Raw genomic sequence first — 16,053 nt, forward strand, 5'->3', positions numbered from 1 at the left:
AGATCATCGTCTTCCATGCGCTGGGCAAGGAGGAGATCCGCCATATCGTCGGCCTGCAGCTCGATCGTGTGGCCCGCAACGCCGCCAGCCAGGGCGTGACGCTGACCTTCGATCAGACCTTGATCGATCACTTCGCGGAGGAAGGCTACAAGCCCGAGTTCGGCGCGCGTGAGCTCAAGCGGCTGATCCGCAGCGAGCTGGAAACTGCTCTGGCGCGCGAGATGCTGGGTGGCGGTATCGGCAAGGCCGATCACGCCAGCGCCCGCTGGGACGACAAGGCCGAACGGGTGGTCTTCGAGCGCCAGGAGCCACCCGCGAAGCCGGCCGAGCCTGAGAAGCCCGATGCCGCGAACGTGGCCGAGACGCCGCCGAGCGACGCGAGCAAGCCTGCGCGCAAGAAGAAGTCAGCGGGCGGCGAATCTTGAGCGATGGGAGGCTGTCGTGTCCGACCCCAACGGGCTGACATGGGCAGCCACCCTCGTGTCGCTGGCGGTCGCTATCCCCACAGCGGGGCACGCGGTCATCTACAAACGTGACCCTCGATCGGCCACGCTGTGGGTGCTGCTGATCGCGCTGTTGCCGCTGGGCGGTTCGCTGCTGTATGGGCTGTTCGGCATCAACCGTTACCAGCGGCGGGCGCGGCGGCTGTTTCCGGGGGCAGATCCTGCTGTTCGGCAGGACCTCGTGCCTACGATGCCCCAGGCCGTATCGGCGCCGTTTGCCGGCCTGGCGCACCTGGTGGGACGTGCCACCGGCCAGTCGCTGACCAGCGGCAACCGCATCGAGCCGCTCGTCGATGGCGAGCAGGCCTACCCGGCCATGCTCGCTGCCATCGAGTCGGCGCGGCACAGCGTCGCGCTGGCTTCGTACATCTTCGACAGCCAAGGCATCGGGGCGCAGTTCGTCGATGCGCTGCGCCGGGCTCATGAGCGCGGCGTGCAAGTGCGGGTGCTGATCGACGACGTCTATGCCCGCTGGAGGCCCCGCAGCGCCTACCGCGCCTTGCAACGCGCCGGCGTTCCGGCGGCGACGTTCAACCCGACGTTGATTCCCGCGCGCCTGCATGCCGCGCATCTGCGCAATCACCGCAAGCTGCTGGTGATCGATGGCGAGACGGGTTTCACCGGCGGCATGAACATCTTCAGCCCGTATTGGCGGCCCGATGCGCCGGAGCAGGCCTGTCACGATTTGCACTTTCGTCTGCGCGGGCCGGTGGTTGCGCATCTGATGCGGTGCTTCACCGATGATTGGTGCGATACCACGGGCGAGCGGCTCAGCAAGGGTTTCTGGGGCGAACCGCCCGCAACGGCTGATGAGCAAGGAACCTCTTGGGCGCGCGGCATCGAGGCCGGTCCCGATGAGGCCCTGGACAGGATGCGCTGGACCTTCATGGGCGCTTTGAGCGCGGCGAAGCATTCGGTGCGCATCTGGACACCTTACTTCGTGCCCGATCAGCCGATGATCGCGGCGCTGAGCACGGCCGCGTTGCGCGGCGTGCGCGTCGAGGTGCTGACGCCCGCAAACGGCGACCATCCCACGGTGCAATGGGCCGCGCGCGCCCACTACTGGCAGGTGCTGGAGCACGGTGTACGCATCTTCGAACGGCCTGGCCCGTTCGACCACAGCAAGCTGATGCTGATAGACGGCCAGTGGTGCTGCCTGGGTTCTGCCAATTGGGATGCGCGCAGCCTGCGCCTCAACTTCGAGTTCAATGTGGAGGTGTACGACACCGCTCTGTCTACGCGGCTGGAATCCCTTTTTGATGCCGCTCGTGATGCGTCGGGCGAGATATCGGCGAAGGCGTTGCGCGCCCGCCCGCTGGCCATCCGCTTGCGCGACGGGGTGGCCCGTCTGTTCACCCCTATTCTCTAGCGACACGACTTGCGAGGAACATTGCCCATGGAAAAGAAAGATCAATGGAACATTGGCTACTGGATCGTCGCCGGCCTGTTGCTGCTGACGCTGCAGAACTACTGGCAGGCGGCCAAGACCGTCGAGCCCGTGCCCTACAGCGAATTCGAGAAGGCGCTGGCCGAGGGGCGCGTCGCCGAAGTGCTGGTGTCGGACCGCACGGTCACCGGGCGCCTGAAATCGCCGGACAGCCGGGGCAAGACCACCATCGTGGCCACCCGTGTCGAACCCGACCTGGCCGAGCGGCTGTCCAAGTACGACGTGCCCTATGCGCGGGTGGTGGAAAGCACCTGGCTACGTGATGTGCTCTCCTGGATTCTGCCGGCGGTGGCCTTCTTCGGCGTCTGGTTCTTCCTGTTCCGCCGCTTCGCCGAGAAGCAGGGCATGGGTGGCTTCCTGAGCATCGGCAAGAGCCGTGCCAAGGTATTCATGGAGAAGAACACTGGCGTGACCTTTGCCGATGTCGCTGGCGTCGATGAAGCCAAGGCGGAGTTGGTTGAGATCGTCGATTTCCTCAAGAATCCGCAGGAGTATGGACGGCTCGGGGCGCGCATCCCGAAAGGTGTGTTGCTGGTTGGCCCGCCCGGCACGGGCAAGACCCTGCTGGCCAAGGCCGTGGCGGGCGAGGCCGGGGTACCGTTCTTTTCCATCTCAGGCTCGGAGTTCGTCGAGATGTTCGTCGGCGTGGGTGCAGCGCGCGTGCGCGACCTGTTCGAGCAGGCCCGCGGGCAGGCGCCGGCCATCATCTTCATCGACGAGCTCGATGCGCTGGGCCGCGCGCGCGGCGTCGGCGGGCCCATCGGCGGCCACGACGAGCGTGAGCAGACGCTCAACCAGCTGCTCACCGAGATGGACGGCTTCGACAGCTCGGTGGGGCTGATCATCCTCGCCGCCACCAACCGCCCCGAAATCCTCGACCAGGCGCTGCTGCGTGCCGGCCGCTTCGACCGCCAGGTGCTGGTGGACCGGCCCGACAAGAAGGGACGGCTGGACATCCTGAAAGTCCACGTCAAGAAGGTGACGCTGGCTCAGGATATCGATCTCGAACAGGTGGCTGCGCTGACCACGGGCTTTTCGGGTGCAGACCTCGCGAACCTGGTCAACGAGGCCGCGCTGGCCGCGACCCGGCGCAAAGCGTCCGCCGTGGAGTTGCAGGATTTCACCGCCGCCATCGAGCGCATCGTGGCGGGCCTGGAGAAGAAGAACCGAGTGCTCAATCCCAAGGAGCGGGAAACCGTGGCCCATCACGATATGGGCCATGCGCTGGTGGCGCTGGCGCTGCCCGAAACCGACCCCGTACACAAGATCTCGATCATCCCGCGCGGCATCGGCGCGCTGGGCTACACCTTGCAGCGCCCCACCGAAGACCGCTTCCTGATGACGCGTACCGATCTCGAGCACAAGATCGCCGTACTGCTGGGCGGGCGTGCCGCCGAAAAGCTGGTGTCCGGCGAGTTGTCTACCGGGGCGGCGGACGATCTGGCGCGAGCCACCGACATCGCCCGTGACATGATCACCCGCTTTGGCATGGACGAGGGCCTGGGCTACATCGCCTTCGAGGCGCAGCGGCCCCGCTTTCTCGATACACCTGAACTGGCCCACGGCGGTTGCCGGGTGGCCGAATCGACCCAGGCGCGCATCGATCAGGCTATCCGCGACATCGTGATGGGCGTGTTCGAGCGCGCCTACCGGATTCTCGACATCAACCGCGCGGTGCTGGAGCGCTGTGCGCGCGAGCTGCTGGCGCGGGAAACGCTCGACGAAAGCGATATCCGTCAATTGACTCAAGGACTTGTTCGGAACTGAAAACAGTAGTAGGTGCCATTCAGAGTAAACCGACGGCTCTGTTCAGTGCGTCATCCAATTCGTCGGCATTGTTCAAGGAGAACCGATATGTCTGCATTGACTCCGTGGGACCCCTTCCGGGAACTGGATGAATTGCAAGACCGCCTGGCGACGATGTTGGGACGGACACCCCAGCGACAGGGCGCCCGTACCAGCAACGAAGCCATGACCACGGCGGACTGGGCGCCAATGGTGGACATCAGCGAGGATGAGAACGCATTCATCCTCAAACTGGATCTGCCGGAGGTCCCCAAGGATGCCGTGCGCGTCAGCGCGGAAAACGGTGTGCTCACCATCAGCGGCGAGCGCAAACTGGAGAAAGAGGAGCAGGGCAAGAAGTTCCACCGCATCGAACGTGCGTATGGCCGCTTTGTGCGCAGCTTTGTCTTGCCTGACAACGTTGATCCGACCAAGGTGACGGCTTCCATGAAAGACGGCGTGCTGGAAGTGCGGCTTGTCAAGGCCGAGCAAGCCAAACCGAAACAGATTGAAATCTCAGTCAACTAACTTCAATCAAGAGCCCAAGATCATGAATATCAAACAGCCACAATACACCTTCTCCGCACTTGCCCTGGCGGTCGTCGTCGGACTGAGCGGACCGGCTCTGGCCCAATCGGCGGCAGGTTCTAGCCCAGGTGCTGCAGCACCCTCTGCCGCATCCAAGGCGGCACAGCCACAGGTAGATGACAAGGCCGCCCGGGAAGCCGCGAAAAAGCGCGCCGAACTCGCCCAAGATGCAATCACTGCGCTGGCCAAGACCCATGAGGCATTGATCCTCCTTGATGCAAAGAAGACCAAGGAGGCGCTCGCTGCGCTGGAACTGGCCAGCGGAAAGCTGGAACTGGTATTGGCGCGTGAGCCAAAACTTGCTTTGGCGCCCGTCGATGTAAGCGTCATCACCCATGACATCCACGCCGACGTGGAATCGGTCAAGAAAGCGGTCAAGTTGTCTCGGGAGTTGTTGGATGATGGCGAGGTGCAAAAGGCACGGCCCATTGTTGCCAATCTTGCCAGCGAAATCGTGATCGAAACCGACAACCTGCCGATGGCAACGTACCCGGCAGCGATCAAGTCGGCCGCACGGCTCATCGACAGCGGCAAGATCGACGACGCCAAGGCGGAACTCGCCCGAGCACTGAACACGCTGGTGGTGACCTCGGTCGCCTTTCCTCTGCCCGTGCTACGGGCTGAAGCCGCGATGGCAAAAGCTGAAAAGCTGGCCGAGACCGACAAGCGCGATGCCAAGCAGAACGAGGAGCTCAGCACCTTGCTGTCGTCCGTGCGCACGGAGATCGAGATGGCGCAGATCCTGGGTTATGGCAAGAAGGCGGATTTCGAACCCATCTTCGATCAGGTGAAGTCCATTGAGCAAAAGTCGGCTGGTGGCAAAAGCGGCAAGGGATGGTTCGACGAGTTGAAGACGCGCCTCCAAAAGCTGTTTTGAGGTGATGAAGGGGCCGACTGTTCGGTCGGTCAGTCTCGCGATGTTCGCAGTCAGCCCCAATAGATTCGCCTATTTTCACTAACTCATACGAGGCATATCACCATGAATGAGCAAACATCGAATCCCAATGCGACGAACAAAGAAATAAACGAACAGGCCGCGGTAAGCAGCCTTCCTGTCAGTCCAGAGGCCAAGCCTGAAGTCGTCACGGAGGTACAGCCTGAGGTTCAGAAGGAAACGGACTCGCAGGCGGCAGACAAACGTAAACAAGTCCTCGATGAGGCCGTCTCGGCCTTGGCGCTGACCAAATCAGCGCTGGCCGCACTTGACGGCAAGGACGCTGCACGCGCATTGGCAACGCTGGCCGAAGTGACGGGAAAGCTGGAGCTGATCGTTGCGCGCGAACCCACGCTCGCCCTGGCCCCCGTTGATGTGCGCACCATCGTGCACGACTTGTTCGCCAACACGGAAACCATTGAGGCGATGACCGACGAGGCGCTGGATGCCCTCAAACATGGCGAGGTGCAACAGGCACGTCACGTGCTGGCTTTGCTGGCCAGTGAAATCGTGATCGCGGTCACCAACATCCCTCTGGCGTCCTATCCCGCAGCCGTGAAGTCAGTCGTGCCGCTGATCGATCAGGGCAAGATTGAAGAAGCCAAAGCCGCGCTGCAGGCAGCGCTCAGCACGCTGGTCGAGACGCGCAGCGTGCATCCGCTGCCCGCCCTGCGCGCCAGGCTGCTCCTGAAGCGCGCCGAGACCTTGGTAGAAGATGGTCAGCGGAGCGAAGCGTCCAATGAGCGCCTGGAGACATTATTGAACGAAGCGCGGCAGCAGTTGGAAATGGCAGAACTGCTGGGCTATGGAAAGAAGAAGGACTTTGAGCCCCTGTATGCTGAACTCAAGAAAGTCAAGCAAAAGACGGCTGGGGGAGGCGGCGGAAAAGGCTGGCTCGATGAAATCAAGGCAAAGCTGTCCAAGTTGTTCTGAAACCGCTGGATAGGGCGTAAGAGGGGCGCGTCGCGCCCCTCTCTTGGCTCAGGAGTGTTTGCTTTTTCACCCCATTAGATCTTTAGGAGATATAGCATGAATACAGACACCATCGCCGATTCCAGTGCGGATGAGCCCACCAAAACACTATGTTCATTGACCGAAAATTGGTGGATTTTTGCGTTGCGCGGTGTCTTGGCATTGATTTTCGCAGCCCTTGCGTTCTGGATGCCACAATCGGCTCTGTTGGCCATGACCTTAGTGTTCGGCGCATTTTCCTTGGTCAATGGCGCTTTCAACTTGGTTGCAGCGGTGCGCCATATCCAGAAAAAAGAGCGCTGGGGCTGGCTGCTGTTCAGCGGCATTGTCGGCATACTTACCGGCGTCGTCGTCCTGGTTGCTCCTTGGGTCGCCACGATGGTCATGGCTTCTTTTTTATGGGCTAGCGTGGGGTTCTGGGCGATTTTCACCGGTGTGCTGGAGATATCCGCCGCCGTTCGGCTGCGTCAAGAAATCAAGGGTGAAATCTGGCTTGCCTTCAGTGGACTGCTCTCGATTGTCCTTGGCGCTATCGTCTTGTGGATATTTTTTACCCGTCCGGTCGAGTCATTCCTGGCCGCAGGCTGGCTGTTGGGCTTCTATGCGGCAGTCTATGGTGTCACGCTTTTGTTCTTGAGTTGGCGTCTTCGCAAAACGCGCCAGGGATAAGAGCGGGTCAAACTAAATTCTATGGATATGAGCATTTTCGGTTCGTGCCTCCATAGAAATGACATCAAAGGAGTCATACATGCAGATGCAATATAGCTATCGAGCTGTCGACAAAGAGTTTCATGAACCATGGCAGAGAGCTTTGGGAAATGCGGTCGAGCGCGACCTCAAGCCATTGCTCGACAAACACACTAAAGATTCAGTGCGACTTCGAATCGTCCTTGATCGCGACAAGACCAAGCGGCAATTTCTGGCCAGTGGCTATATGCACCTGCCCGGCAGAAAGATTGTCAGCGTTACTGCATCACATGACGAGCTGACGCCCCTCGCGCAGATGCTCGCACAGTCGTTGTTCCGTCAGGCCAAGAAGCATTTTGACCGGCTGCATGCTCAGGACCAAATCAAGCGCAAAGCACGACGCAAGCGCTTGCGCGAGCTCAAGGTGCGAATTGCCGCAAAACCCGCGTCAGCCGCCCATGAGGCCAACGTGACCCGAATGCCTCTACTGTCGAAACTTGAGGCTGTCGCAAGGCGTGAGCTGGCTTATCTGCGTGCCGTCGGCGATTTACCGCGCGATTATCCGACGCTGCGCGACGTGGTGGATGAAGCGATTGTCCAAGCTGAGGTGGAATGGCAATCCGTGCCGGAAGAAAAAGCGGCTTACTTCGGTCTTCTGAAACATCTGTTCGCCGTCCTGGATCACGAAGTGGCAAACAGCCGGCAATTTGGCGAATTCGTTTCTCTGGACGCGCCGGTCGAAGCGGATGCCCAGGACGTCGCCGAGGCCATGGTGGAAGAGGAAGTCTTCGAATTTTATCAGCCCGATGACACACTCAGGCTGGCCGATATCATCGCTGACAGTCAGCATCCCGATGCCGCAACGATCGCGGAAGAGCAGGAGCTAGTTGATCGGTCGAGCGAGTTCGCTTTTGCATTCGACCTGCTGAAGGACATGCCGCGTTTGTGGCGGCGCATTTTTCTGCTTATCCGTGTGGACGGGCTGGATGCCAGCAGCGTCTCTGAGATCCTGCTGATTCCTAGTAAGGAAGATACTGTCCAAAGGTGGCTCATGCAGGCCGAAGCGTTCATCGCTGCTCATTTGGAAGAGGCCGGAGTAAGCAAAGACGGGAACGATTGGCTCCAAGGCGTTGATTGGTCGGCATTGTCTGTGACCCGAAGCGCGGCAGCCTCACTGTGGTCCAAGGAGGCGAACCATGAAGAATGATCTTCACCTCGTCTGTCCGCATTGCCAGTCCATCAACCGCGTACCGACTGCGAAGCTATCGGAACATCCCAACTGCGGCCGCTGCCAGCAGCCCTTGTTCACGGGCGAACCCATCGAGTTGACCACGGCGACGTTCTCGCGCCACGTGGAGCGCAGCGACCTGCCACTGTTGGTCGATTTCTGGGCACCTTGGTGCGGGCCGTGCAAGATGATGGCCCCGCAGTTCCAGCAAGCGGCGCGCCAGCTCGAACCCAGGGTCAGGCTGGCCAAGGTCAATACCGAGGCAGAACCCCACCTGGCCGCCCAGTTCGGTATTCGCAGCATTCCAACCCTGATTTTGTTCCGAGGGGGACATGAGGTTGCACGTCAGGCGGGCGCCATGGGCGCGCAGGACATTATGCGCTGGGTGACATCCCGCTTGCCGCAATGACCCGGCGCGAACCACCCTGCTTATCAGTTGTGCGATCCTTGAAGAAAGTGCGTAGCCGCGATGCATAGCGACCCCAACCACACAATCTTTGACGAAATACGCTCCGAGTTGCAGAAACGTTGGAACCTCTGTTTCACCCATAAGGAGCGTCACCTTTGAACGAGACGCCTCAAATCTCAGCCCGACACTGTGACCAGATTAACCAGAATGCCCATTCTGGCAGTTGGCATCTCGATCTTGGCTCGCAACTCCTCACTTGCTCCGATGAAGCCTGCCGCGTGCTCGGCCTGGATGTTGGTGCGCCAATAGCCTTCGAGCGATTCCTGCAGTGCATTCACCCTGAAGACCGCCCCCTCTTCGATAGGGCATGGGATGCTGCCATGTGCGGAAAGACCCTTGATCTGCGGTATCGCATCGTCAGCGGAGGGCAGGTTCGCTGGATACACCTGCGGGCAACATTCAAGGGCGACGCCTCTGGTCGGCCCAGAGCGGCAGACGGGACGGTAGAGGACATCACCGATCTCAAGAGGGTCGAGCAGGCGCTGAACGCTATGCGCCGACAGCGAGAAGAGTTGGCCAGCCACGTTCCCGGTATGCTTTACCAATACCGTCTTCGTCCGGACGGCAGCTCGCACTTCCCTTATGCCAGCGCGAGGATACAGGAAATATACGGGGTTGCACCGGAGGATGTTGTTGAGGATGCCACTCCTGCGTTCGCTGCGCTCCATCCTGAAGACCGCGACCGTGTGCATGAAACCATACAGGTGTCGGGGCAGTCACTCGCGCTTTGGCATGACGAGTACCGAGTGCAGTTTCCAGACGGTCGGGTGATCTGGGTCGAAGGTGAGGCGTCGCCTGAAGCCATGCCTGATGGGAGCATCCTCTGGCACGGCTATATCCATGATGTCACCTCACGCAGAAGATCCGCGGAAGAGCTTCGCCTTGCGGCTGAAGTTTTTGAGCACGCAGGAGAGGGCATCCTCGTTACGGACGCTCAAGGCCACATTGTCAACGTCAATCGGGCGTTTTCCGTGATCACTGGTTATGCGCGGGAGGAAGTAATGGGTCAGACACCTCGTCTGCTCGAGTCCGATCGCTATGACGATGAGTTCTATCAGACCGTTTGGCAGGCTCTGCGTGAGCACGACTATTGGCACGGAGAGCTCTGGTGCCGACGCAAGAACGGCAGTCAGTTTGCCGCGCTGCTGACGATCAGTGCAGTGCCGGATATGCAGGGCAATATCGAGCATTACGCAGCCATGTTTTCCGACATCACAGCGCTGAAGGAAAACCAGCAACAGCTTGAACGCGTTGCTCATTACGACCTGCTCACCGGCTTGCCCAATCGACTATTGCTTGGAGACCGCCTTAAGCAGGCCATTGCTCAGACACGTCGGCGTGGTATGCACCTGGTGGTTGTCCTCATCGATCTGGATGGATTCAAGAAGGTCAACGACCAGCACGGCCACGCAGTCGGCGACAAATTGCTGTCCGTCCTGTCCAGGCGTATGACGCAAGTGTTGCGCGAAGGCGATACTTTGGCCCGTCTCGGTGGTGATGAGTTTGTCGCTATTCTGGTCGACCTGCCGGATATTTCCGTCAGCGTACCGATTCTCGATCGCCTGATCGAGGTGGCTGCACAGCCCATACCGATTGGTGACGCACTGTGTGAGGTGAGCGCGAGTATCGGTGTGAGCTACTACCCGCAAGGCGAAGATATCGATGCCGACCAACTGCTGCGGCAGGCAGATCAGGCTATGTATCGTGCCAAGCAAGCCGGCAAGAATCGATATCACGTTTTCGATACGGAGAAGGATCGTACGCTGCGCAACCGTTACGAAGGATTGGACAGCATAGAGAATGCACTTGCCAATGGGCAGTTTCTGCTTTATTTCCAACCTAAGGTCAACATGCGCACCGGTGAGGTGCTGGGCGCCGAAGCCTTGATCCGCTGGCAACATCCGGCGCGTGGCTTGTTATCTCCTGCCTCCTTCCTACCCCTCATAGAGAATCATCCGCTCGGGATTGCTGTGGGGAAATGGACCATCGAGGCTGCGCTGACCCAGATCGAAATTTGGCGCAAGGCCGGCCTAAATGTCCCGATCAGCGTGAATATCGATGCCGAGCACTTGCTTCAACCGGATTTCATCATGCATCTACGGGGTATGTTGTCACGACACCCCGGCGCCCAAGCGCAAGACCTTGAACTGGAAATCCTCGAAACCAGCGCCGTGGAGGACTTCGTTCAAGTGTCTCAGTCGATGGCGCTGTGCGAAAGGATGGGATTGCGTTTTGCCCTCGACGATTTCGGCAGCGGCTATTCATCGCTTACCTATCTGAAGCGCCTGCCCGCGTACCTGCTCAAGATCGACCAAGGTTTTATACGCGACATGCTCGAGGACCCGGACGATATCGCCATCCTGGATGCGCTACTGGCACTGGCAAGGTCGTTTGGCAGGAACTGCATCGCGGAGGGAGTCGAATCCATCAAGCATGGAGAAATTCTGCTGCGTCTGGGATGCGAGTGGGGCCAGGGTTATGCCATCGGGCATCCGATGCCGGTGCATGAATTCGAGCAATGGCTACACACCTGGCAGGTACCCTTATCCTGGAAGGGATTCAAACCTGACAGTCGCTCCGCGCTGCCCGTGCCGTTCACATACGCCGACCACCGGGTCTGGATTTCCCAGATGATCGACTATCTGTCAGGTAAGACCCAAGTGCCGCCTCAACCCGAAGCACTCCAATACTGGCGGGATCAAAGTGGCTGCCCGACGTTCTTCGGCAAGGATCCTGATGATCAGGTCGATGTCCTGCATCAGAGCATCCAGCAGTTAGCGCACACCCTGAGTGAAATGAAAAATGCCGGCCGTGTCGAGGCATTGAAGGCTGGCATCGACAAGTTGCAACATTTGCAGGCGGATCTGCTGGGATTGCTGCCGCCAGACCAGAAGCCGGATTGATGCCATGCATGGGACAAAGGGTTGACGTGCAAGAGGCTGATCCACCCATCGGCGGCGCCACGGGCGCGCAGGACATTATGCGCTGGGTGGCTTCGCAATTGCCTCGGCAATCCAGGTGTAATCGAGTCGTCTTCTCGGACTCCCCGTTCCATTAGGGAAGGTCTGAAAAAGACTTCCCGAATCTGGTGAAACACGCCGATCCCGCCAGCCGAGTTTTTCCATGAAGCAGATGACCTTCGCCGACGCCGAGTACGCCGGCAAGCGCAAGCAGACCCGTAAGGAATTGTTCCTGATCGAGATGGATCAGGTGGTGCCGTGGAAGGGATTGATTGCCCTGATCGAGCCACACTACCCAAAGGGTGAAGGTGGTCGTCCAGCCTATCCGCTGATGGCCATGTTACGTATCCATCTGATGCAGAACTGGTTCGGCTACAGCGACCCGGCCATGGAAGAAGCGCTCTACGAGACGACCATCCTGCGTCAGTTCGCCGGGCTGAGCCTGGAGCGTATTCCCGACGAAACCACCATCCTAAATTTCCGTCGCTTGCTGGAGAAACATGAGCTGGCAGCCGGCATCCTCGGCGTAATCAATGGCTACCTGGGGGATCGCGGCCTGTCGCTGCGCCAGGGCACTATCGTCGATGCCACACTGATCCACGCGCCCAGCTCGACCAAGAACCAGGACGGCAAGCGCGATCCGGAGATGCACCAGACCAAGAAGGGCAACCAGTACTACTTCGGCATGAAGGCCCACATCGGTGTGGATGACGAGTCGGGGCTGGTGCACAGCGTGGTCGGCACGGCGGCAAACGTGGCGGATATCACCCAGGTCGACAAACTGCTGCACGGTGAAGAGAACGTCGTCTGCGCCGATGCCGGCTACACCGGCGTCGAAAAGCGCCCCGAACATGCTGGCCGCGAAGTGATCTGGCAGGTCGCAGCACGCCGCAGCACCTACAAGAAGCTCGATAAACGCAGCGCCCTGTACAAAGCCAAGCGCAAGATCGAGAAGGCCAAGGCACAAGTGCGAGCGAAGGTCGAGCACCCGTTTCGAGTGATCAAGCGCCAGTTCGGTTACGTGAAGGTGCGCTTCCGTGGCCTGGCCAAGAACACCGCTCAGCTGGTGACGCTGTTCGCGCTGTCGAACCTATGGATGGCGCGCCGACATTTGCTGACTACCGCAGGAAAGGTGCACCTGTAATGCGGAAAATGGCTGCTGCGAGGTGCTCGCGGCGGCCAAAAACGGAGAACTGAGCGGGTTACCTGGTCGATTTTGATCGACGGCCCGCTTTCAAAAGCAGCGAGGGCTGAAGTCGACCGGAAATACAGGGTTACTTCAGACCTTCCTTAGCGCTTCATTGAAAGAGAGAGCAACGCTTATGCATAAAGAATCTGGCCACACGGCCCTTGACGAGATGCGCTCCCAGTGGCGGTTGATGACGGTTTACGAGCGCTTCGAGCAGGTCGTCGCCCTCGTTCTGTCGGCGGTAATTGCCGTCATCATCGTGGTGTCGCTGTTCCAGCTCATCGCCATCGTCTTCACGCTGCTGGTTCTCGATGCCTTCAATCCCCTGGATCACAAGGTATTCCAGAGTGTGTTCGGCATGATCATGACGCTCTTGATCGCGATGGAGTTCAAGCATTCCATCGTGCGCGTGGCGCTGCGTAAGGAAAGCATCATCCAGGTCAAGACCGTCATTCTGATCGCGATCCTGGCACTGGCCCGCAAGTTCATCATCCTTGACCCCGACGTTGATCCTGCCAAATTGGCCGCCCTGGCGGGGACGATACTGGCCTTGGGTCTGACCTATTGGCTCATGCGTGAACGCGACGACCGGAAGAGCGAGTGATTGGACCATGGCTCTTTATAGTCTAGACGGTCGACACGATGCCAGGTCGAGGCACCGCTGGCTCAATCCGCTTTCAAACCGTGTTGCTGGTTTTGACCCTGGTGGGGATCGCGGCTGCCGTTGGCAGTCTGCTGTTGGGCGAGCATGGCCTTTGGCTGGCACTGGCAACATGCGCATTGACCCTGCTGATCGAACCTGTCGTCGCCTCCGCGATGACCTTGCGCCTGTATGGCGTCCGTCCCTTGCGCAGCAATGAAGCCCCCGTAATCTGGTCGTTGCTGCGAGCGCTTACAACGCGCGCCGGGTTGCCGAACACGCCGGTTCCGTACTATGTGCCCAGCGGCATCGTCAATGTTAATGCCTTTGCCACCGGCTCCAGGCGCCTTGCCTCCATTGCCCTCACGGATGGTCTGCCCGGCTGGGGAAATCCCGAGCCGTCTTGGTTGCGCACGCATACGGCGGCAGAGAATCGTATCGCGCGCCTGATGGAGTTGGCGCCTCAGCCATCGCAGACCCTGCCGTTCCAAACGGATTATCTCGTGCCAAGGTCGTTCGCCCCGATGTGCCCACCACGCCGGGGCCTGAGCGGCCTTTGGCGCTAAATCACTCGAAAGGAGCCTCCGTCATGTCTTCCCCCGGTCCTTACCCACAACGCCCAGCTCCGGATCATTTCGTCCGGCGCTGGCTCGTCATCACTGCGTGCGTTGCAGCACTCATGCTGTTCTGGCAGTTCCTGCCCGCCATCGAAGCCTGGTTCAGCCCGCGCCAAGCCGCTGAGCGCACCGTCACGCCGCGTGGCGATCTGGCCGCTGACGAACAGGCCACCATCGAACTGTTCGAAAAATCACGCGCCTCGGTGGTCTACATCACCACCGCGCAGCTGGTGCGCGACGTCTGGACGCGCAATGTCTTCTCCGTGCCCCGTGGCACGGGATCGGGCTTCATTTGGGACGACGCCGGCCATGTCGTCACCAACTTCCACGTCATCCAGGGCGCGTCCGAAGCCACCGTCAAGCTTGCCGACGGCCGCGACTACCAGGCCGCGCTGGTGGGGGCGAGCCCAGCGCACGACATCGCCGTAATCAAGATCGGCGTCGGCTTCAAACGCCCACCGGCGGTGCCGGTGGGCACCAGTGCCGATCTCAAGGTGGGGCAAAAGGTCTTTGCCATTGGCAATCCCTTCGGGCTCGACTGGACGCTCACCACCGGCATCGTCTCCGCGCTTGACCGCACCCTTTCCGGCGACGCCAGTGGCCCGGCCATTGACCACCTGATCCAGACCGACGCCGCTATCAACCCCGGCAATTCCGGTGGCCCGCTGCTCGATTCGGCTGGGCGGCTGATCGGCATCAATACCGCCATCTACAGTCCGTCTGGCGCCTCGGCCGGCATCGGCTTTGCGGTGCCGGTCGATACCGTCATGCGCGTGGTGCCGCAAGTCATAAAGACCGGCAAGTACATCCGTCCGGCGCTGGGCATCGAGGTGGATGAGCAGCTCAACGCGCGTCTGCAGGCGCTGACCGGCAGTAAGGGCGTATTCGTATTGCGCGTGACGCCGGGCTCGGCGGCGCACAGGGCCGGGCTCGTCGGCGCCGAGGTCACCGCAGGCGGCATCGTGCCCGGCGATCGCGTTATCAGCATCGACGGTATCGCCGTCGACGACGTCACCACATTACAGGCCCGGCTAGACGACAAGAACGTTGGAGATGTTGTGGTCTTGTTAGTGGAGCGGGCCGGCAAGACTCGCGAGATGCTTGTGGAACTACAACCGGGAGTTTGATGGAAAGTGGGTCATGGATCTGCACAGCGAAGCAGCCAAGCGACTTCAGCCTTGCGCCGAACTACGAGCCCTAGCTAGTGCAGTGGGGGGAAGGCTGTTTAGGTTAAATGGGGAGCAGTTGATCGGCGGCAGTCTCGAGCTCGTCTGGCTGGATACCGAGCGTCCCGCACTACCGCGCGAAGAGGTTGATTTCGGCGCACTGTGGGACATATTGCATGACGATGTGGTACTAGTGGTGCCACATGTTTGATTATTTTTTGATTATTTTTTCCAGTTTTGCGAGCTTTGGTGAGATTGATATCTGGCAGTATCTGTTGCTTGGATTCTTTGTGAAGAAGTCTTGGTGATACTCCTCAGCCTCGAAAAATTCAGCTAACCTCTCTAGGGTGGTTACCACTGGGCTTTTCCAGGTGCCTTTTTTTTCGGTTTCTAGTATTGCGTTTTTCGCGATTTCTAGCTGTTCGTCGTTATTATAAAATATGGCGGATCGATATTGGGTTCCAGTATCTGCGCCTTGTCTGTTTAGAGTGGTTGGGTCATGTATTGCAAAGAAAATATCAAGTAATTCGGATAGGCTAATTTCGCTACTGTCAAATTCAACTTTTATTGCTTCAGCATGACCTGTTTTGCCAGTGCATACATCATCATAAGTTGGTGCGTTTAGGGTTCCTCCCGTGTAGCCACATATCACAGACTGAACGCCTTTGATTCTCTTGAAGACCGGTTCAAGACACCAAAAGCAACCGCCTGCTAGAACTATTTTTTCAGTTTTCATTGGGGCCTCTGTATAAAAGTCAGGGGGGCTGGGGTGCGGCCGATATGGGGGCAGCGTGGCTGCTATGCTTACACTTAGATCGTCTGGCCGGCGCTATAGCTATGCTGAGGCGTCCTAGCAATAGGATTCCTA

At 59.5% G+C, this 16,053-nt stretch carries 14 protein-coding genes and 2 pseudogenes; 15 read left to right on the top strand and 1 reads right to left on the bottom strand.

The genetic code is table 11. The features are described from left to right. From TU74_RS12230 to TU74_RS12300, 15 genes and pseudogenes are all read left to right on the top strand, one after another. Nucleotides 1-425 (top strand): annotated as a pseudogene (locus tag TU74_RS12230) (ATP-dependent Clp protease ATP-binding subunit); the annotation flags it as partial. Nucleotides 426-441: 16 nt separating this feature from the next. Beyond that, nucleotides 442-1,872, top strand: coding sequence for a cardiolipin synthase (cls, locus tag TU74_RS12235; protein WP_033936152.1), 1,431 nt, complete (start codon nucleotides 442-444; stop codon nucleotides 1,870-1,872). Nucleotides 1,873-1,899: 27 nt separating this feature from the next. Beyond that, nucleotides 1,900-3,717 carry an ATP-dependent zinc metalloprotease FtsH gene (ftsH, locus tag TU74_RS12240; protein ID WP_048376682.1) on the top strand — a complete coding sequence of 606 codons (1,818 nt, stop codon included), beginning with the start codon at nucleotides 1,900-1,902 and terminating at the stop codon, nucleotides 3,715-3,717. Between the two features lie 87 nt (nucleotides 3,718-3,804). Further along, nucleotides 3,805-4,263, top strand: a complete 459-nt coding sequence (gene hsp20-GI, locus TU74_RS12245; protein WP_048376684.1) for a small heat shock protein sHSP20-GI — start codon at nucleotides 3,805-3,807, stop codon at nucleotides 4,261-4,263. A 22-nt stretch (nucleotides 4,264-4,285) separates the two neighbouring features. Beyond that, a complete protein-coding gene (yfdX1, locus tag TU74_RS12250; protein WP_048376685.1) occupies nucleotides 4,286-5,200 on the top strand; it encodes a heat resistance protein YfdX1 in 915 nt (304 codons plus the stop codon). Between the two features lie 102 nt (nucleotides 5,201-5,302). Next, entirely contained in the window at nucleotides 5,303-6,190 is an 888-nt protein-coding gene (gene yfdX2, locus TU74_RS12255; RefSeq protein WP_033936157.1) for a heat resistance protein YfdX2, read from the top strand. Nucleotides 6,191-6,286: 96 nt separating this feature from the next. After that, the gene (gene hdeD-GI / locus TU74_RS12260) at nucleotides 6,287-6,898 is read left to right on the top strand and encodes a heat resistance membrane protein HdeD-GI (RefSeq protein ID WP_048376687.1); all 612 of its coding nucleotides are present in this window, start codon (nucleotides 6,287-6,289) and stop codon (nucleotides 6,896-6,898) included. Between the two features lie 79 nt (nucleotides 6,899-6,977). Continuing rightward, nucleotides 6,978-8,123 (top strand): RNA polymerase sigma factor, encoded by a 1,146-nt coding sequence (locus TU74_RS12265; protein WP_048376689.1) that lies wholly within the window; start codon nucleotides 6,978-6,980, stop codon nucleotides 8,121-8,123. After that, nucleotides 8,113-8,553 carry a heat resistance system thioredoxin Trx-GI gene (gene trx-GI, locus TU74_RS12270; RefSeq protein ID WP_014236590.1) on the top strand — a complete coding sequence of 147 codons (441 nt, stop codon included), beginning with the start codon at nucleotides 8,113-8,115 and terminating at the stop codon, nucleotides 8,551-8,553. Before TU74_RS12265 ends, trx-GI begins: the two co-directional genes overlap by 11 nt. Before the next feature lie 155 nt (nucleotides 8,554-8,708). Continuing rightward, nucleotides 8,709-11,516, top strand: a complete 2,808-nt coding sequence (locus TU74_RS12275) for a sensor domain-containing protein (RefSeq protein ID WP_048376691.1) — start codon at nucleotides 8,709-8,711, stop codon at nucleotides 11,514-11,516. Between the two features lie 220 nt (nucleotides 11,517-11,736). Then, nucleotides 11,737-12,717 (top strand): IS5-like element ISPa16 family transposase, encoded by a 981-nt coding sequence (locus TU74_RS12280; protein WP_048376693.1) that lies wholly within the window; start codon nucleotides 11,737-11,739, stop codon nucleotides 12,715-12,717. 178 nt (nucleotides 12,718-12,895) lie between these two features. After that, a complete protein-coding gene (locus tag TU74_RS12285) occupies nucleotides 12,896-13,366 on the top strand; it encodes a phosphate-starvation-inducible PsiE family protein (RefSeq protein WP_048376695.1) in 471 nt (156 codons plus the stop codon). A 7-nt stretch (nucleotides 13,367-13,373) separates the two neighbouring features. Next, nucleotides 13,374-13,968: pseudogene (locus TU74_RS12290) on the top strand (hypothetical protein). A gap of 23 nt (nucleotides 13,969-13,991) precedes the next feature. Next, a complete protein-coding gene (locus tag TU74_RS12295; protein ID WP_048376697.1) occupies nucleotides 13,992-15,146 on the top strand; it encodes a S1C family serine protease in 1,155 nt (384 codons plus the stop codon). Nucleotides 15,147-15,159: 13 nt separating this feature from the next. Next, nucleotides 15,160-15,396 (top strand): hypothetical protein, encoded by a 237-nt coding sequence (locus TU74_RS12300; protein WP_048376699.1) that lies wholly within the window; start codon nucleotides 15,160-15,162, stop codon nucleotides 15,394-15,396. Here the strand turns inward: TU74_RS12300 and msrA are convergent, their stop codons facing one another. After that, nucleotides 15,397-15,921 carry a peptide-methionine (S)-S-oxide reductase MsrA gene (gene msrA / locus TU74_RS12305; protein ID WP_048376701.1) on the bottom strand — a complete coding sequence of 175 codons (525 nt, stop codon included), beginning with the start codon at nucleotides 15,919-15,921 and terminating at the stop codon, nucleotides 15,397-15,399. Nucleotides 15,922-16,053 lie beyond the last annotated feature (132 nt).

Source organism: Pseudomonas lundensis (assembly GCF_001042985.1).
Lineage (GTDB): Bacteria > Pseudomonadota > Gammaproteobacteria > Pseudomonadales > Pseudomonadaceae > Aquipseudomonas > Aquipseudomonas lundensis.